The sequence below is a fragment of the Cellulomonas cellasea genome (genome assembly GCF_030372105.1).
GTDB classification, from domain to species: domain Bacteria; phylum Actinomycetota; class Actinomycetes; order Actinomycetales; family Cellulomonadaceae; genus Cellulomonas_A; species Cellulomonas_A cellasea_A.
In genome coordinates this window covers 221,095-239,320 of sequence record NZ_JAUDBQ010000003.1, presented here as the reverse complement: position 1 = coordinate 239,320, position 18,226 = coordinate 221,095, and the positions used below count along the sequence as shown (strand labels likewise).

The following is an 18,226-nucleotide window of genomic DNA, read 5'->3' as shown; positions in this document are numbered from 1 at the left end:
GCCGGCGCGCGGTGGGCGTCAGCCCGGGAGGTGGGTCACGAAGATCGCCGTCCCGGGCAGGCGCTCGCCGCGCACCGGCCCCCAGCCGCCCCAGGTGCGGTCGTGGCCCGCGGGCCACTCGGGCTCGACCAGCCGGTCGATCACGAGTCCCGCGGCCACGACCTCGCCCACGTGGTCGCCGAGCGTGCGGTGGTACTCGGCGTAGAGCACGTTCCCGGAGGCGCCGACCTCGACGTAGGGGCGCCTGTCGAAGTAGGACCGGGTCGCGGTGAGGCCGCCGACGCCGGGATCGTCGGGGAAGGCCCAGCGCAGCGGGTGGGTCACCGAGAACACCCACCGCCCGCCGGGGCGCAGCACGCGCGCGACCTCGGTGTGCACGCGTGCGGCGTCGGGCACGAAGGGGATGGCGCCGAACGCGGTGAACGCCACGTCGAAGGAGTCGTCGGCGAAGGGGAGCGCGCGCGCGTCGGCCTGGGCCATCGGGGTCCGCCGCCCTGCCGCGGCGTCGTACTGGGCGCCGGCGGCGAGCATGCCGCCGGAGACGTCCGTGGCGACCACCTGGGCCGCCCCGTGGCCCAGCAGCCAGCGGGAGCACTGCGCCGCGCCTGAGCCGACTTCGAGGACGCGGGCGCCGGTGACGTCGCCCAGCAGGTGGGCGTCGGCCTCGCGCAGGCCCTCCGGGCACCAGCAGAACTCGTCGGGGCCCAGGAAGGCGCCGTGCTCGTCGAGGTACTCCGCGGCGTTCGCGTCCCACCACCGCCGTCCGGCCCGCCCGCCGGCCTCATCCGGCACCGTGCGGTAGCCGGCGTCAGCCAGCCGATCTTCGGAATCCATCGAAAACACCCTTTGCCACGGCGTGAATCGCCCTTTGACACGGTAGGTTTCCCCAGATCCGAGGATGTACCCGGACGTAACATCCGCGTGACGTGGCGCGCCTACCGTCGGGGGCTCTTCCCCCGGTGGCGTGATCATGCCACCGGCCCGTCGACGAGGGGTGATCATGTGAAGACCTTCCTGAGGGTCGCCGCATCGGGCGCAGCGCTGGCTTTGGTGCTGACCGCGTGCGCGGCGAGCGACCGTGACGGCGAGGCGGCGCAGAGCGAGACGGGGGGATCCCGGACGACGTTCGTCTTCGCGGCGTCCTCAGACCCCGCCTCGCTGGACCCCGCGTTCGCGAATGACGGCGAGACCTTCCGGGTCGCCCGGCAGATGTTCGAGGGGCTGGTCGGCACCGTGCCGGGGACAGCCGACCCCGCGCCGCTGCTCGCCGAGTCCTGGGACGTGAGCGAGGACGGCCTGGAGTACACGTTCCACCTCAAGGAGGGCGTGAAGTTCCACGACGGCACCGACTTCGACGCCGACGCGGTCTGCTTCAACTTCGAGCGCTGGAACAACTTCACCGGAGTGCTGCAGTCCGAGAGCCTGTCGTACTACTGGCAGAAGGTGAACGGCGGGTTCGCGTCGAGCGACGTGCCGGGCCTCGACGGCACCGGCAAGTACGAGAGCTGCGAGGCCTCTGACGCCTCGACGGCCGTGGTCCACCTGGCCAGCCCGCTGCCCGAGCTGGTCTCGGCGCTGTCCCTGCCGTCGTTCTCGATCCAGTCGCCCGCGGCGCTCGAGAAGTACGACGCCGACGGCGTCACCGGCGGCGAGGAGGCGCCCGTGCTGCCCGAGTACGCCAAGGCGCACCCGACGGGCACCGGCCCGTACATCTTCGAGAGCTGGAGCCCGGGCGAGCAGGTCGTGCTGGCCTCGAACCCGGACTACTGGGGCGACGCGGGCCAGATCAAGAAGATCGTCTTCACCGTCATCTCGGACGCCACCGCCCGGCGGCAGGCGCTGCAGGCCGGTGACATCGACGGCTACGACCTGGTCGGGCCGGCGGACGTCGAGGCGCTCGACGAGGCGGGCTTCCAGATCGTCAACCGCGACCCGTTCAACGTGCTCTACCTGGCGATGAACCAGGCCAACCCCGAGCTCGCGGACGTCAAGGTTCGGCAGGCCATCGCGCACGCCATCGACAAGGAGGCGCTCGTCGCGCAGACGCTGCCCGAGGGCACCGAGGTCGCCACGAACTTCGTGCCGCCCGCCGTCGACGGCTGGAACAAGGACGTCGCCACGTACGACTACGACCCGGAGAAGGCGAAGGCCCTGCTCGCGGAGGCCGGGAAGTCGAACCTCACCATCGACTTCAACTACCCGACCAACGTCTCGCGGCCCTACATGCCCACGCCCGAGCAGGTCTTCACCGCCATCTCGGCCGACCTGGCCGCCGTGGGCATCACCGTGAACCCGGTGCCCGAGCCGTGGAACCCGGAGTACCTGGACCGCATGCAGGGCACCGCGGACCACGGCATCCACCTGCTGGGGTGGACCGGCGACTACAACGACACCTACAACTTCATCGGCGTGTTCTTCGGCGCGCCGGCGAACGAGTGGGGCTTCGACGACCCGGCGCTGTTCAAGGCCATCGGCGACGCGCGCTACCAGGCGGACAAGGCGGCGCAGACCGCGGCGTACGAGGCGGCGAACGCGCAGATCATGGAGCTGCTGCCCGGCATCCCGCTCGCACACCCCGTGCCGTCCCTCGCGTTCAAGGCCGACATCCACGGATACCCGGCCTCGCCCGTGCAGGACGAGGTCTACAACGTGATCACGATCGGCGACTGAGGAGCAGCACCCAGCGATGACCCGACTCGTCCTGCGGCGCACAGCGCTGCTCGTCCCGACCCTGCTCGGGTTGTCCGTCCTGCTGTTCCTGTGGGTGCGCGCTCTCCCAGGAGGTCCTGCCACGGCCCTCCTGGGGGAGCGCGCCACGCCCGAGGCCGTGGAACGCCTCAACACGCTCTACGGCTTCGACCGGCCGGTGCTCCAGCAGTACACCGGCTATCTGGGCCAGCTCGTGCAAGGCAACTTCGGCACCTCCACCCGCACCGGGCGCCCGGTGCTGGAGGAGTTCCTCGCCCGGTTCCCGGCGACCATCGAGCTCACGGTCCTCGCGCTCGTGATCGCTGTGGGCGTGGGCATCCCGCTCGGCTACCTCGCCGCCCGCCGGCAGGGCGGCCTGGTGGACAGCGGCACGGTGGTGGTCTCCCTGCTCGGGGTGACCATCCCCGTGTTCTTCCTCGCGTTCCTGCTCAAGTGGCTGTTCGCGGTGCAGCTCGGCTGGTTCCCGTCCGCAGGGCGGCAGGACCCGACGATGGTGGCCACGCATCCGACCGGCTTCTACGTGCTGGACGGCCTGCTCACCCGGGAGCTCGACGCGAGCTGGGACGCGTTCGTGCACCTCGTGCTCCCCGCGCTGGCGCTCGGCTCCATCCCGCTGGCGATCATCACCCGGATCACGCGCTCGTCGGTGCTCGAGGTGCAGGGCGCGGACTACGTGCGCACCGCCCGGGCCAAGGGCATGGGACGGGTGCGGCTGCGCAACCGGGTCATCCTGCGTAACGCGATGCTGCCGGTGTCCACGACGATCGGGCTGCAGGTGGGGCTGCTGCTCTCCGGGGCGGTGCTCACCGAGACGGTGTTCGCCTACCCGGGGATCGGCAGCTTCTTGGCGCAGGCCGTCTTCAACCTCGACTACGCGGTGCTGCAGGGGTTCATCCTCATCATCGCGATCGTCTACGCGGTGGTGAACCTCGCCGTCGACGTCTCCTACGGCCTGATCGACCCGAGGATGAGGACCCGATGAGCGCCATCGAGACCCCCGAGGCCCTCGCCCCCGCGAGCGGCGCCCCGGCGCCCTCCGACCACGCGGGCGACTCGGCGTGGCGGGCCGCTGCCCGCAGGCTGCGGCGCAACCCCGGCGCCATCGCGGGCGCGGCGATCGTCCTGGTGTTCCTGGCGGTGGCCACGTTCGCACCGTTGATCGCCCCGTTCGACGCTGGCGAGCTGCCGGGCCGCGCGCAGGTGCGGCCCACGTTCATCCCCGGCCCGTCCGCCGAGCACCTGCTGGGCCTCGACCGCTACGGCGCCGACCTGTTCTCCCAGCTCGTCTGGGGCGCCCGCGCGTCGCTGCTCATCGGGGTGCTGTCCACCCTGGTCGGCCTGCTCGGCGGCATCGTGCTCGGCGTGGTCGCCGGTGGCCTGGGCGGGTGGGTGGACACCGCGACCATGCGGCTCGTCGACCTGATGCTCTCCGTGCCGAGCCTGCTGCTCGCGGTGTCCATCGCGGCGGTGATCGGGCAGTCCTCCACCGCCGTGATCATCGCGATCGGCGTGGTGCAGGTGCCGATCTTCGCGCGGCTGCTGCGCGGGTCGATGCTCGCCCAGCGGGGGCAGGACTACGTGCTGGCCGCGTCGTCACTGGGCCTGAGCCGGCGGACCGTGACCATGAGCCATGTGCTGCCCAACAGCATCTCCCCGGTGATCGTGCAGGCCACGCTCATGCTCGCCACAGCCGTCATCGAGGCGGCGGCGCTGTCCTTCCTGGGGTTGGGCGGCGGCGCGCCGACCGCCGCCGAATGGGGGCGGATGCTCACCGCGGCGCAGAACGAGCTCGAGGTGGCGCCGCGCCTGGCGCTGTGGCCCGGCGCCTGCATCGCGGTGACGGCGCTCGGGTTCACGTTGTTCGGCGAGGCGCTGCGTGAGGCGCTGGACCCACGGACGAGGAAGCGGTGAGCACGATGACGGGCGTGACGACGCAGACGAAGCCCCAGCCGCTGCTGAGCGTGCGCGGGCTCGAGGTGGCCTTCACCTCGGACTCCGGTCGGACGGTGGCCGTCACGGGCGTCGACCTCGACGTCCACCCAGGCGAGACCGTGGCGATCGTGGGGGAGTCCGGCTCGGGCAAGTCCACCACCGCGGCCGCCGTGATCGGGCTGCTGGCCTCGAACGGCGCGGTGACCGCGGGGCGCATCACCTTCGACGGGCAGGACCTCACGGCCGGCGGCCCCGCGGCCGTCGCGCGCCTGCGGGGCGTGGAGATCGGCATGGTCCCGCAGGACCCGATGTCCAACCTGAACCCGTTGGCGCGCGTCGGCACGCAGATCGTCGAGGCGCTCGAGGCTGGGGGCGTGGCCCGGGGGCGCGCCGCCCGGGCCCGCGCCGTCGAGCTGTTGGAGGAGGCCGGCCTGCCAGACGCGGAGGTCCGGGTCCGGCAGTATCCGCACGAGTTCTCGGGCGGGATGCGCCAGCGCGCGCTCATCGCCATGGGCCTGGCCTGCCGTCCGCGCCTGCTCATCGCCGACGAGCCGACGTCGGCGCTCGACGTCACGGTGCAGCGCACCATCCTCGACCGGCTCACCGGCCTCACCACCGAGCTCGGCACGTCGGTGCTGCTCATCACGCACGACCTCGGCCTGGCCGCGGAGCGCGCCGACCGGGTGGTGGTCATGTACCGCGGCCGCGTCGTCGAGCAGGGGCCTGCCCGCGAGCTGCTGCGCGACCCGCAGCACGAGTACACCCAGCGGCTGCTGGCCGCCGCGCCGTCGCTCGCCTCGCGCCGGATCGAGATCGCCAAGGCCGCGGGCGACGAAGCGGCGCTCGCGGGCGACCTGCTCGTCGTGGGCGCGAGGGGGTCGTCCGCGACTGATGGCGACACGGGCGACACGGGCGACACGCCCGACGCCATCGTCGAGGTGTCCCACGTCAGCAAGGCCTACCGGCTGCGCGGGGCCCGCCTGCTGTCGCGGTCGACCTCGTTCACAGCGGTGGACGACGTGAGCCTGTCCGTGCCCCGCGGGCGCACCGTCGCCGTGGTGGGGGAGTCGGGCTCGGGGAAGTCGACCCTCGCGAAGATGATGCTCGCGCTGGTGGAGCCCACCTCCGGGTCGATCACCTTCGACGGCGAGCTGGTGGGCGGCGCCGACCGCGCCGCCGAGGTCGCGTTCCGCAGGCGGGTGCAGCCGATCTTCCAGGACCCGTACTCGTCGCTGGACCCGCTGTTCACCGTCTACCGCACGATCGAGGAGCCGCTGCGCGCGCACGGCGTCGGCGACGCGCCGGCCCGGCGCGCCCGCGTCGAGGAGCTGCTCGACGAGGTGTCGCTGCCCGTCGACGTGCTGCGCAGGTACCCGGCGGAACTCTCCGGGGGGCAGCGCCAGCGCGTCGCGATCGCCCGCGCGCTCGCGCTACGCCCCGACCTCGTGGTGTGCGACGAGGCGGTGTCGGCCCTCGACGTGATCGTCCAGGCGCAGATCCTGCGGCTGCTCGCGGACCTGCAGCGCCGGCTCGGGCTGAGCTACCTGTTCATCAGCCACGACTTGGCGGTGGTGCGCCAGATCGCCGACACGGTGTGCGTCATGCAGCAGGGCCGGATCGTGGAGCAGGGCCCCGTCGACGCGGTCTTCGACTCCCCGCAGACGGAGTACACCCGGGCGTTGTTGGCGGCGATCCCCGGCCGGGACCTGGAGCTGGCGACCGGCGTGGCATGACCGCGCGCGCGTGAGGGGCGCGACGCGCTTGGGACCCAAGGCCCGGCGCTCCAGGCCGGAGGTGGATACGCTGACCTGGACGGGGGCGCGAACCACGCGCGAGGAACCTTGTCTCCAGGCAACTTGAAGGAGTGCTCGCGTGCGTGTCGGACTGCTCACCGGAGGCGGGGACGTCCCCGGTCTGAACGCGGCCATCCGTGCCGTCGTCAAGCGAGGCGAGGGCGAGCACGGCCACTCCATCGTCGGCTTCCGCAACGGCTGGCGGGGGGTCGTCGACGGCGACGTCATGCCGCTCACCCGCCAGCACATCCGCAATGTGCTGCCCGTCGGCGGGACGCTGCTGGGCACGGCCCGGTATCACCCCAACGCGTCGGACGGCAGCCTGGACGCCGTTATGCAGACCCTCGAGGCCGAGCGCATCGAGGCGCTGATCTGCATCGGCGGCGACGGCACGCTGCACGCCGCGAGCAAGGTCGCCGAGGCCGGCATCAAGATCGTCGCGATCCCGAAGACGATCGACAACGACGTGTGGGGCACCGACCGCTCCATCGGCTTCGACACCGCCGTCACGATCGCCACCGAGGCCATCGACCGCGTGCACACCACCGCGGAGAGCCACAACCGCGTCATGATCGTCGAGGTCATGGGCCGCCACGCCGGATGGATCGCCGTCACGTCGGCCATCGCCGGCGGGGCCGAGGTCGTGCTCGCCCCCGAGGAGCCCTTCGACATCGACAAGGTCATCCGGTTCCTCAAGCACCGGCACCGCGCGCATGCCAGCTTCTCGATCGTGGTCGTCGCCGAGGGCGCGGTGCCCGCCGAGGGCACTTCGATGTCCTATGAGGCGCCCGTCGGCAAGTTCGGCGAGATCGTCGCCGGCGCCATCGGCGAGCGGGTCAAGGCCGAGATCGAGCAGCGCACCGGGTTCGACACCCGCGTGACGGTGCTGGGCCACGTGCAGCGCGGGGGGATCCCCACGCCCGAGGACCGCATCCTGGGCAGCCGGTTCGGCGTCGCGGCGATCGACGCGGTGACACGCGGCGAGACGGGTGTCATGACGGCGCTGCGGGGCGAGGACGTCGTCCTCGTGCCGCTCACCGAGATCGCCGGCAAGGTCAAGCACGTGCCCGCCTCGCTGCTCCAGGTGGCCCAGGCGCTCGCCTGACCGCTGGCTCGGGGGCGGGCGTGGCTTTGACCCGCCTGCCCCGCAAAGATAAGATCCAAAGTGGTGTCGCACGTCTTCGTGCCGCCGGTTCGCCGGCCTCGACGACATGCACCGACAACACCACACATCCGCCGGGATCCTTGCCCGCACTACTTCCTGTCCGCATCGGAGTCCATCACTACATGAGCATTTCCACCGCGAAGCCCGCCACGCCGCAGGTCGCGATCAACGACATCGGCACGGCCGAGGACTTCCTCGCCGCCATCGACGCCACCATCAAGTACTTCAATGACGGTGACATCGTCTCGGGCACCATCGTCAAGGTCGACCGTGACGAGGTGCTGCTTGACATCGGTTACAAGACCGAGGGCGTCATCCCCTCCCGCGAGCTGTCCATCAAGCACGACGTGGACCCCGGAGAGGTCGTCCAGGTGGGCGACGAGGTCGAGGCCCTGGTCCTCCAGAAGGAGGACAAGGAAGGTCGTCTGATCCTGTCCAAGAAGCGTGCGCAGTACGAGCGCGCGTGGGGCACGATCGAGAAGATCAAGGAGGAGGACGGCGTCGTCACCGGCACCGTCATCGAGGTCGTCAAGGGCGGCCTCATCCTCGACATCGGCCTGCGCGGCTTCCTGCCCGCATCGCTCGTGGAGATGCGTCGCGTCCGCGACCTCCAGCCCTACGTGGGCAAGGAGATCGAGGCCAAGATCATCGAGCTCGACAAGAACCGCAACAACGTCGTCCTGTCGCGCCGTGCCTGGCTCGAGCAGACGCAGTCCGAGGTGCGCTCGACCTTCCTGCAGACCCTGCAGAAGGGCCAGGTCCGCCCCGGTGTCGTCTCCTCGATCGTCAACTTCGGCGCGTTCGTGGACCTCGGCGGCGTCGACGGGCTCGTCCACGTCTCCGAGCTGTCCTGGAAGCACATCGACCACCCGTCCGAGGTCGTCGAGGTCGGCCAGGAGGTCACCGTCGAGGTTCTCGACGTCGACTTCGACCGCGAGCGTGTCTCCCTGTCGCTGAAGGCGACGCAGGAGGACCCGTGGCAGGCCTTCGCCCGGACGCACGCCATCGGCCAGGTCGTCCCCGGCAAGGTCACCAAGCTCGTCCCGTTCGGCGCGTTCGTGCGCGTCGAGGACGGCATCGAGGGCCTGGTCCACATCTCGGAGCTGGCCGTGCGCCACGTCGAGATCCCGGAGCAGGTCGTCCAGGTCGGCGACGACGTCTTCGTCAAGGTCATCGACATCGACCTCGAGCGTCGCCGCATCTCGCTGTCGCTCAAGCAGGCGAACGAGGGCGTCGACCCCAACTCCGACGACTTCGACCCCGCGCTGTACGGCATGGCGGCCGAGTACGACGAGCAGGGCAACTACAAGTACCCCGAGGGCTTCGACCCGACCACGAACGAGTGGCTCGAGGGCTTCGAGGCTCAGCGCGAGGTGTGGGAGGCGCAGTACGCCAAGGCCCACGAGCGCTGGGAGGCCCACCGCAAGCAGGTCGCCGAGGCCAGCAAGGCCGACGCCGAGGCCGCGAACGGCGAGGGCGTTGTGAGCAGCAGCAGCTCGTCGTCCGCGTCGTCCTACTCGTCGGCTCCGGCCGAGGAGGCCACGGGCACCCTCGCGTCTGACGAGGCGCTCGCCGCTCTGCGCGAGAAGCTCACGGGCAACTGACACCCGGCGCCTCGGCGCCGACGTCACGCTCCTCACAGCGGGCCGGTCACCTTCGGGTGGCCGGCCCGCTGTGCTGTGCGCGCGCGTTCGGTCGGCGCCAGACAGCGCCGACCGGGAGTGACTCGGGCAGGATGGGGCGATGCAACGCATCGGACTGACTGGCGGGATCGCGGCGGGCAAGTCGGCGGCCGCGACGCGGCTCGAGGAGCTGGGCGCCGTGCTCATCGACTATGACGTGCTGGCGCGCGAGGCGGTGGCGCCCGGGACCGTCGCGCTCGGCGACATCGTCGAGGCGTTCGGCCCCGAGGTGCTCGACGCCGAGGGCGCCCTCGATCGCGCCGCGCTGGGGGCTGTCGTCTTCGCTGACCTCGACGCGCTGACCCGGTTGAACGACATCGTGCACCCCTGCGTGCGGCGGCTCTCCGCAGAGCGCGAGGCCGCGGCCGCGACGGCCGACCCGGGGGCTGTGGTGGTGCATGACATCCCCTTGCTGGTCGAGACCGGCCAAGCCGACGCGTTCCACGTGCTGGTGGTGGTGCACGCCCCCGCCGAGCTGCGGGTGGAGCGCCTCGTCGAGCAGCGCGGGCTCAGCCCGGAGGAGGCGCGGGGCAGGGTCGCCGCGCAGGTGGACGACGAGGCGCGGCTGGCCGTGGCCGATGTGGTCCTCGATGGGACGGGGACGGTGGAGGCGCTGCGCGCCCAGGTGGACGAGCTGTGGGCGAGGCTCGCCGAGGAGCGGGCCGCCGAGCTCGCCGCCGAGTCCCCCTGAGGCGGGCGCCGGGCGAGTGCGCGGGTTGTCAGACGCGGCACGTACGGTGGTGGCATGCGTCCTGTGACTGATCTCGAGCGAACCGTCGCGCCGTTCAAGGTCGTGTCCGACTACTCGCCCTCGGGGGACCAGCCCGCGGCGATCGCGGAGTTGACCCGTCGCATCCAGGCGGGGGAGAAGGACGTCACGCTGCTCGGCGCCACCGGCACCGGCAAGTCGGCGACGACGGCCTGGCTCATCGAGCAGCTGCAGCGGCCCACGCTGGTGATGGCGCCCAACAAGACGCTGGCCGCGCAGCTCGCGACGGAGTTCCGCGAGCTGCTGCCGAACAACGCCGTCGAGTACTTCGTCTCGTACTACGACTACTACCAGCCCGAGGCGTACATCGCGCAGACGGACACCTACATCGAGAAGGACTCGTCGATCAACGACGAGGTGGAGCGGCTGCGGCACTCGGCCACGAGCTCGCTGCTGACCCGCCGCGACGTGGTGGTGGTCGCGTCGGTGTCCTGCATCTACGGCCTGGGCACCCCGCAGGAGTACGTCGACCGGATGATCCGGCTCGCCGTCGGCGACCAGGTCGACCGGGACCAGATGCTGCGCCGGTTCGTGGCGATGCAGTACACGCGCAACGACATGGCGTTCACCCGCGGCACGTTCCGGGTCCGGGGCGACACCGTCGAGATCATCCCGGTGTACGAGGAGCTGGCCATCCGGATCGAGTTCTTCGGCGACGAGATCGAGTCGATCCAGACGCTGCACCCGCTCACCGGCGACGTCATCCGCGCCGAGGAGTCGATCCACCTGTTCCCGGCCACGCACTACGTCGCGGGCCCCGAGCGCATGGAGCGGGCCATCGGCTCGATCGAGTCCGAGCTCGCGCAGCGACTGGAGGAGTTCGAGCGGCAGAACAAGCTGCTGGAGGCCCAGCGACTGCGCATGCGCACCACCTACGACATCGAGATGATGCGGCAGATCGGCTCCTGCTCCGGCATCGAGAACTACTCGCGGCACATCGACGGCCGTGAGCAGGGCACCCCGCCGCACACCCTGCTGGACTACTTCCCGGACGACTTCCTGCTCGTCATCGACGAGTCGCACGTCACCGTCCCGCAGATCGGCGCGATGTACGAGGGGGACATGTCGCGTAAGCGGAACCTCGTCGACCATGGGTTCCGGCTGCCGAGCGCGATGGACAACCGGCCGCTGCGCTGGGAGGAGTTCGTCGAGCGGATCGGGCAGACGGTGTACCTGTCGGCGACGCCCGGCGCCTACGAGCTCTCCATGTCGGACGGCACCGTGGAGCAGATCATCCGCCCCACCGGGCTCGTGGACCCGCAGGTGGTGCTCAAGCCGACCACCGGGCAGATCGACGACCTGCTCGAGGAGATCCGCTCACGCGCGGAGAAGAACGAGCGGGTGCTGGTCACCACGCTGACCAAGAAGATGTCCGAGGACCTCACCGACTACCTCCTGGAGAAGGGGGTGCGGGTGCGGTACCTGCACTCCGAGGTCGACACGCTGCGCCGCGTCGAGCTGCTCCGCGAGCTGCGGCTCGGGGAGTTCGACGTGCTCGTGGGCATCAACCTGCTGCGTGAGGGGCTCGACCTGCCCGAGGTGTCGCTCGTGGCGATCCTGGACGCCGACAAGGAGGGCTTCCTCCGCTCGGCGACCTCGCTCATCCAGACGATCGGGCGCGCCGCCCGCAACGTCTCGGGCGAGGTGCACATGTACGCCGACAAGATCACCCCGGCGATGGCGATGGCCATCGACGAGACGAACCGCCGCCGCGAGAAGCAGGTCGCCTACAACCTCGAGCACGGGATCGACCCGACACCGCTGCGCAAGAAGATCGGCGACATCACCGACATGCTCGCGCGCGAGGACGTCGACACGAAGGAGCTGCTCGAGGGCGGATACCGCAAGGCCCCGCAGCGCGGGAAGGCGCCCGTGCCGACCGGCGCCGGAGGCTCCCGGGCGAGCCTCGCCGGGGCGGCCGCGGGCGATCTCGCCCAGCTCATCCAGGAGCTCAGCGACCAGATGCACGCCGCGGCCGCCGAGTTGCAGTTCGAATTGGCCGCCCGGCTGCGTGACGAGATCTCCGGGCTCAAGAAGGAACTGCGGCAGATGCAAGCCGCCACCGCCTGAGGTGACCGCCGGTGGGCGGCCGCGATGCGTCCGCCCTGGTGTGCTTTATGCTGGGTCACTTGGTGGAGGGGAGTATCCCGACACGGCTTCCTCGTCATCACGGCCTGCTCCGCAGCGGCCCGGGGAGCCGGCTGGCCGCATCGGCTGGTGGGAGAGACCTCCGGTACCCGATCCCGTACCGGAGGTACGCCTGTGTCTGTCCCGCTGTGGGTCTGGGGTGCGACCATCGCGCTCGTCATCGCGATGGTCCTCTTCGACTTCTTCTCGCACGTGCGCACGCCGCATGAGCCCACGTTCAAAGAGTCCGTGCGCTGGTCGGTGTTCTACATCGCGCTGGCCATCATCTTCGGCATCGGCCTAGCCCTCGCCTGGGGCGGCGGGCACGGCACCGAGTACTTCGCGGGGTACATCACCGAGAAGAGCCTCTCGGTCGACAACCTCTTCGTCTTCCTCATCATCATGACGAAGTTCAAGGTCCCCCGGATGTACCAGCAGAAGGTGCTGCTGGTCGGCGTGGTGATCGCCCTGGTGCTGCGCACCGTGTTCATCCTCGCCGGCGCTGCCGCCATCGAGCGCTACTCCTGGGTCTTCTACATCTTCGGCGCGTTCCTCATCTACACGGCCCTCAAGCTCGCCTTCGAGAAGCACGAGGACGAGGACCCCGAGGCGGCCGCTGCCGCGCGCAAGGACGGCTTCGCGGTCCGCATGATGAAGAAGGTCGTCCCGACGACCGACGTCTACCACGGCGACCGCCTGACCACCGTCATCGACGGCAAGCGGTTCATGACCCCGATGCTCCTGGTCATGGTCGCGATCGGCAGCACCGACGTGCTGTTCGCCCTGGACTCGATCCCGGCCATCTACGGCCTCACCAAGGAGCCGTTCATCGTCTTCACGACGAACGCCTTCGCGCTGCTGGGGCTGCGCCAGCTCTACTTCCTGCTCGGCGGACTGCTGGAGCGGCTCGTCTACCTGGCGCAGGGCCTGTCGGTCATCCTCGGCTTCATCGGCGTCAAGCTCGTGCTCGAGGCGCTGCACACCAACGAGCTCTCGTTCATCAACGGCGGCGAGCACGTCGCCTGGGCGCCGGAGATCCCGATCTGGCTCTCGCTCAGCGTCATCCTCGGCACGCTCGCCGTGGCGACCATCGCCAGCCTGGCCAAGACCCGCAAGGACGAGCGCCTCGCCGCCCAGACTGGCGAGTGACCTCTGGGTGACCCGCCGGAGGGCGGCCAGGAGCCAGTAGGGTCGCTCGCATGTCTGAGCGAACCCCCACAATCTTGGCCACCTCCGGCGGCCTCGTCCCCGGCGAGCGCACCCGGCTCGAGCTCGGCCCGCTGATGCGCCACGCCGTCGACCTCTCCGGTGCGGCCGGGCGCCCCCGGGTGTGCCACCTCGGGACAGCCGGTGGCGACCAGCGGTGGTTCAACGCGGAGCTCGACGACGCCGCCCGCGTGGCGGGCGTCGAGCTGACGCACCTCAACCTGTTCCCGATGCCCAACGTCGAGGACATCGAGGGGTTCCTGCTCGCCCAGGACGCCGTGTGGGTGGGCGGCGGATCCGTCGCGAACCTGCTGGCGGTGTGGCGGGTGCACGGGCTCGACGCGATCTTCCGGCGGGTGTGGGAGGCCGGCGTCGTGCTCGCGGGCGTGAGCGCGGGCTCGATCTGCTGGCACCTGGGCGGCACGACCGACTCGTTCGGCCCCGACCTGCGCGCCGTGACGGACGGCCTCGCCCTGCTGCCCTACGGCAACGGGGTGCACTACGACTCGGAGTCGGGGCGGCGCCCGCTGATCCACCGGCTCGTCGCCGACGGGGTGCTGCCGCGCACGCACTGCACGGACGACGGCGTGGGCCTCGTCTACCGGGGCACGCAGCTCGTCGAGGCGGTCACCGAGCGGCGTGGCGCGGGCGCCTACGTGGTGCGGCAGGACGGCGCGGGGTCGGTCGTCGAGGAGCGCCTCGAGCCGCGCGTCCTGGCGGGCGCGCGCTGACCCCCACTCGTTGGCCCCTACCCGCTGGCCCCTGCTGGCCCCACCCGGTGACGCCCGCGCGCTGACCGCGCGCGCGAGCCCGTCAAGGCTCAGGCCTGGGCGGCCCAGGGGCCCAGCACCACGTTCCACGGCCGCACGCCCACGGTGGCGATGACCCCGGCGTGGGCGAACGGGTCGTCGGCGAGCAGGCCGTCGAGCTGCGCGCGGTCCTGCGCCTGGAAGACCAGGAGGGCGCCGGGCTCTCCCTCGGTGTACGGGCCGGAGCCGAGGAGGAGCCCCTGGTCGGCGAGGCCGCCGAGGTAGGCGCGGTGTGCGGGGCGCACCTCGTCCTGCAGGTCGCGGCGGTCGTCGTAGGCGTACTGGACGGCGTAGGTCGGCATGCGTCACATCCTGCCCCACGCCGCCTGGCCAGCGTGGCAGCGGGCGCCGTCAGGTCGCGAGGCGCTCTGGCGTGGATGAGAGCATGAGGGATGACCACTGCTTCATCCCTTGTGCCGAATGTGACGCTCCTCGATGGGACGTCGATCCCCCAACTCGGCTTCGGCGTCTTCAAGGTGGACGACGACGCGGCCGAGGCCGCCGTCGCCCACGCCCTCGCCGCCGGGTACCGCCTGATCGACACCGCCAAGCTGTACGGGAACGAGGCGGGTGTCGGCCGCGCGGTGCGCGCCTCCGGCCTCCCGCGCGAGGACGTGTACGTCACCACCAAGCTGTGGAACGACGACCAGGGCCGCGACAAGACGCTCCGCGCGTTCGACGCGTCGGTGGAGCGGCTCGGCCTCGGGATCCCGGACCTGTTCCTCATCCACTGGCCGATCCCCGGGCAGGACCTGTACTCCGAGTCGTGGCGCACGCTCGTCGAGTTGCGGGACGCCGGGCGGGTCCGCTCGGTGGGCGTCTCCAACTTCCAGCCCGCGCACCTCGCGCGGGTCATCGACGAGTCGGGCGCCGTCCCCGTGGTCAACCAGGTCGAGCTGCACCCGTACCTGCAGCAGCGGGAGCTGCGCGAGGCCCACGCCGAGTTGGGCATCGCCACGGAGGCGTGGTCCCCGCTCGGGCGGGACACGGGCCTGCTGGAGGACCCGGTGCTCGTGGCCATCGCCGGGCGCCACGGGGTGAGCCCCGCGCAGGTCGTGCTGCGCTGGCACCTGGACATCGGCAACATCGTGATCCCCAAGTCGGTGACCCCCGCGCGGATCGCCGCGAACCTGGACGTCTTCGGCTTCGCGCTGACTGCGGAGGACCACGCCGAGATCGCCGGGCTGGACCGTGGCGCGCGGATCGGCCCCGACCCCGACGTGATGGGAGCGTGAGCGACATGGCCTCGACGCCTGTGCTGACCGAGGAGCTGCTCGCGCGGATCGCCGAGCGGGCGCCGTTGCACGACAAGGCGAACACGTTCCCGCATGACGACCTGAGCGACCTCGTCGCGGCCGGCTACCTCCGGGCGTTCGTGCCCGAGCGGCTCGGCGGGCTCGGGCTGACGCTCGAGCAGGTCGCCCAGGAGCAGGTGCGGCTGGGCGCGGCGGCGCCCGCCACCGCGCTGGCGGTGAACATGCACCTCGTGGTGACCGGCATCGCCGCAGCCCTCGCGGCGCGCGGCGACGACGCCCTCGAGTTCGTCCTGGAGGACGCCGGGCGGGGCGAGGTGTTCGCGTTCGGGAACTCCGAGGGCGGCAACGACCTGGTGATGTTCGGCTCGCGCACCCGCGCGGAGCCGCAGCCGGACGGCGGCTACCGCTACTACGGCACGAAGATCTTCACGTCGCTGTCCCCGGTGTGGACGCGGCTGGCGACGTTCGGGCGCGACGACTCGAACCCGGACGACCCCCGCCTGGTGCACGCCGTGGTCTCGCGTGAGGACGGCGGCGTCGAGGTCCGGGACGACTGGGACACGTTGGGGATGCGCGCGAGCCAGTCGTGCACCACGGTGCTGGACGGCGCGTACGCCCGACCCGAGCGGGTGTACCGGTCCCTGCCGCCCGGCCCGAGCGCCGACCCGTTCATCTTCGCGTTGTTCGCCACCTTCGAGATCCTGCTGGCGGCCGTCTACACCGGCATCGGGCAGCGGGCGGTGGAGCTCGCCGTGGCGGCCGCGCATCGGCGCACGTCGATGAAGAATGACGGCCGCACGTACGCGCAGGACCCGGACATCCGCTGGAAGATCGCCACCGCGGCGATCGCCCAGGACGGCATGCTGCCGCAGATCACCTCCCTCGCCCGGGACGTCGACGAACTGGCCGACCACGGCAGCCAGTGGTTCCCGCGGCTCGTGGGCCTCAAGGTGCGCGCCACCGAGAACGCGCGGTTCGTCGTCGACCAGGCGCTGCGCGTGTCGGGTGGCGGCTCGTACTTCTCCGGGAATGAGCTGGGCCGGTTGTACCGGGACGTGCTCGCGGGGATCTTCCACCCCTCGGATGACGAGTCGGCGCATGCGACAGTCGCGAACGCGCTGCTGGGGCCCATCGAGCGCTGAGGTTTTCGCTCGCCACCCTGCCAGTGCTGCTGGCAGGGTGGCGCGATGACGACGACGACCGACGTGGCGGTGTGGCCCCTCGCCGGGCTGCGGGTGGCGCAGGGCGGCCTCGAGCTGAGGTACCTCTCCGACGACCTGCTGCACCGGCTCGCCGCCGTCGCCGCGGGCGGTGTGCATGAGCCCGACGCGATGCCGTTCTCGAACCCGTGGAGCCGGGGCACGCCCGAGGAGGTGGCCCACAGGGTCCTCGCGTACCAGTGGGGCCTGCGGGCTGCCGTCACCCCGGAGAAGTGGGCGATCGAGCTCGCCGTGGTCCTCGACGGCCAGGTCGTCGGAGTGCAGGGGCTGTACACCCAGGACTTCGCTGTGACCCGCGAGGTCACCACCGGCTCGTGGCTGGGGCTGCCGCACCAGGGCCGGGGGACGGGCACCCGGATGCGCGCGCTGATCCTGCACCTCGCCTTCGAGGGCTTCGGCGCCCGTGTGGCCAGGACGGACGCGTTCGCCGACAACGCCGCGTCCAACCGGGTCACCCGCAAGCTCGGGTATGCGCCAGATGGCACCGAGTCCTTCGCGCGCGACGGCCGGGCGGCGGTGTCGAACCGCTACCGGCTGGACCGGGAGGACTGGGAGCGGCGAGGGGGCAGGCTGGACCGCGTCGAGCTGCACGGCGTCGCCGACGCGCGCCGATTCCTCGCCGTCGACGCGCTAGCGGCTGACGGGGCTCCGACGGCTGACGGGGCTCCGACGGCTGACGGGGCTCCGACGGCTGACGGGGTGCCGTCGGGTGACGCGGCTACCCCAGGATGTTGACGGCCCGCGCGACGACCAACGCGACAGTCACCAGCGAGATCGCCGACTGCAGCAGCATGATCAGCTTGGCCCAACGCGTCAGCGGCAGCGTGTCCGCGGGGCCCCAGGTCGCGGCGTTCGTGGACGACAGGTACAGGTAGTCCGCGAACCTCGGCTCCCAGTGCGGGTCGGCGATGTGCGGCGTGGCCATCTGCGGGAAGACGAAGTCGGGGAACTGCCGGTCGCCCAGCGCGCGCATGGCGGGGCCGCCTCGGTCCAGCTCCCAGTACCAGAGCGCGAACACCAGGATGTTGGTCAGGAACACCGACCCGCCCGCCCACAGCAGCCCCGCGCCGGTCTGCCCGAGGCCGCCGGTGACGAGCAGGTAGACCAGTTGCGCCGCGGCGACGCCGTTCCCCAGGCTGACCAGCGCGATCAGGATGAGGCCCGCGATCCGCAGCGGCCCCGACGCCCGGACGATGTGGCGGGGGTTCAGCACGAGCAGCACGAGGAGCAGCAGGGCCTCGACGCCGGGCAGCAGATAGCGCGGCTGGGGGGTCAGGTCCTCCGGGAGGGACACCTGGAGCGCGATGGCCACGCCGATCGCGACCAGCACCGGCCAGCGGACCTCGCCCCGGGTCCGGCGCCGCCACGCGGGCACGGCGGCCTTGCCGTCCGCGTGCACAACCGGGTTGGCGGTGGCCGCTGCCGGCTCGCCCGAGGTGTTCTCGGGCGGCGAAGGCCCGGGTGGTGGCGGATCCGGCGGCGTGGCGCCCATGGCTCGCCCTTTCCCGTGCGGCCGCATGCCGATGACGACACGCCCACGATGCCAGCGTGACGCGCC

The 18,226-nt window shown here is 71.4% G+C and carries 16 protein-coding genes; 13 read left to right on the top strand and 3 right to left on the bottom strand.

Annotated elements, in window-relative coordinates; translation table 11 throughout:
* Positions 1-18: 18 nt before the first annotated feature.
* Positions 19-834 (bottom strand): class I SAM-dependent methyltransferase, encoded by an 816-nt coding sequence (locus tag QUV83_RS04860; protein ID WP_289563041.1) that lies wholly within the window; start codon positions 832-834, stop codon positions 19-21.
* A 168-nt stretch (positions 835-1,002) separates the two neighbouring features.
* Here QUV83_RS04860 and QUV83_RS04855 point away from each other — a divergent pair, with 168 nt between their 5' ends.
* The 10 genes from QUV83_RS04855 to QUV83_RS04810 all read left to right on the top strand — a co-directional run bounded on the left by QUV83_RS04855 (position 1,003) and on the right by QUV83_RS04810 (position 14,114).
* Positions 1,003-2,670, top strand: a complete 1,668-nt coding sequence (locus QUV83_RS04855; RefSeq protein ID WP_289563040.1) for an ABC transporter substrate-binding protein — start codon at positions 1,003-1,005, stop codon at positions 2,668-2,670.
* A 16-nt stretch (positions 2,671-2,686) separates the two neighbouring features.
* Positions 2,687-3,691 carry an ABC transporter permease gene (locus QUV83_RS04850; protein WP_289563039.1) on the top strand — a complete coding sequence of 335 codons (1,005 nt, stop codon included), beginning with the start codon at positions 2,687-2,689 and terminating at the stop codon, positions 3,689-3,691.
* Positions 3,688-4,620: an ABC transporter permease gene (locus QUV83_RS04845; protein ID WP_289563038.1), complete on the top strand. Its 933-nt coding sequence runs from the start codon at positions 3,688-3,690 to the stop codon at positions 4,618-4,620. The genes QUV83_RS04850 and QUV83_RS04845 overlap by 4 nt, the downstream gene beginning before the upstream one ends.
* 5 nt (positions 4,621-4,625) lie before the next feature.
* Entirely contained in the window at positions 4,626-6,374 is a 1,749-nt protein-coding gene (locus QUV83_RS04840; protein WP_289563073.1) for a dipeptide ABC transporter ATP-binding protein, read from the top strand.
* Positions 6,375-6,513: 139 nt separating this feature from the next.
* A complete protein-coding gene (locus QUV83_RS04835) occupies positions 6,514-7,539 on the top strand; it encodes a 6-phosphofructokinase (protein WP_289563037.1) in 1,026 nt (341 codons plus the stop codon).
* 182 nt (positions 7,540-7,721) lie between these two features.
* Positions 7,722-9,203, top strand: coding sequence for a 30S ribosomal protein S1 (gene rpsA / locus QUV83_RS04830; RefSeq protein ID WP_289563036.1), 1,482 nt, complete (start codon positions 7,722-7,724; stop codon positions 9,201-9,203).
* A 139-nt stretch (positions 9,204-9,342) separates the two neighbouring features.
* Positions 9,343-9,972, top strand: a complete 630-nt coding sequence (gene coaE, locus QUV83_RS04825; RefSeq protein ID WP_289563035.1) for a dephospho-CoA kinase — start codon at positions 9,343-9,345, stop codon at positions 9,970-9,972.
* Positions 9,973-10,026: 54 nt separating this feature from the next.
* Positions 10,027-12,120, top strand: a complete 2,094-nt coding sequence (gene uvrB, locus QUV83_RS04820) for an excinuclease ABC subunit UvrB (protein ID WP_289563034.1) — start codon at positions 10,027-10,029, stop codon at positions 12,118-12,120.
* 192 nt (positions 12,121-12,312) lie between these two features.
* On the top strand, positions 12,313-13,326 hold the full coding sequence (locus QUV83_RS04815; RefSeq protein WP_289563033.1) for a TerC family protein: 1,014 nt from the start codon (positions 12,313-12,315) through the stop codon (positions 13,324-13,326).
* A gap of 50 nt (positions 13,327-13,376) precedes the next feature.
* Complete coding sequence (locus QUV83_RS04810) at positions 13,377-14,114, top strand: peptidase E (protein ID WP_289563032.1); 738 nt, start codon at positions 13,377-13,379, stop codon at positions 14,112-14,114.
* A gap of 89 nt (positions 14,115-14,203) precedes the next feature.
* Here QUV83_RS04810 and QUV83_RS04805 read toward each other — a convergent pair whose 3' ends face one another.
* A complete protein-coding gene (locus QUV83_RS04805) occupies positions 14,204-14,494 on the bottom strand; it encodes a YciI family protein (RefSeq protein ID WP_289563031.1) in 291 nt (96 codons plus the stop codon).
* Between the two features lie 90 nt (positions 14,495-14,584).
* On the opposite strand from QUV83_RS04805, the gene QUV83_RS04800 reads away from it, so the two are divergent.
* The 3 genes from QUV83_RS04800 to QUV83_RS04790 are packed head-to-tail and all read left to right on the top strand — an operon-like array spanning position 14,585 to position 17,403.
* The gene (locus QUV83_RS04800; RefSeq protein ID WP_289563030.1) at positions 14,585-15,427 is read left to right on the top strand and encodes an aldo/keto reductase; all 843 of its coding nucleotides are present in this window, start codon (positions 14,585-14,587) and stop codon (positions 15,425-15,427) included.
* 5 nt (positions 15,428-15,432) lie between these two features.
* On the top strand, positions 15,433-16,590 hold the full coding sequence (locus QUV83_RS04795; protein ID WP_289563029.1) for an acyl-CoA dehydrogenase family protein: 1,158 nt from the start codon (positions 15,433-15,435) through the stop codon (positions 16,588-16,590).
* Positions 16,591-16,635: 45 nt separating this feature from the next.
* Positions 16,636-17,403, top strand: a complete 768-nt coding sequence (locus tag QUV83_RS04790; protein ID WP_289563028.1) for a GNAT family N-acetyltransferase — start codon at positions 16,636-16,638, stop codon at positions 17,401-17,403.
* On the opposite strand, the gene QUV83_RS04785 is transcribed toward QUV83_RS04790, so the two are convergent.
* Positions 17,387-18,160 carry a hypothetical protein gene (locus QUV83_RS04785; RefSeq protein WP_289563027.1) on the bottom strand — a complete coding sequence of 258 codons (774 nt, stop codon included), beginning with the start codon at positions 18,158-18,160 and terminating at the stop codon, positions 17,387-17,389. The two genes, QUV83_RS04790 and QUV83_RS04785, sit on opposite strands and share 17 nt — an antisense overlap.
* Positions 18,161-18,226 lie beyond the last annotated feature (66 nt).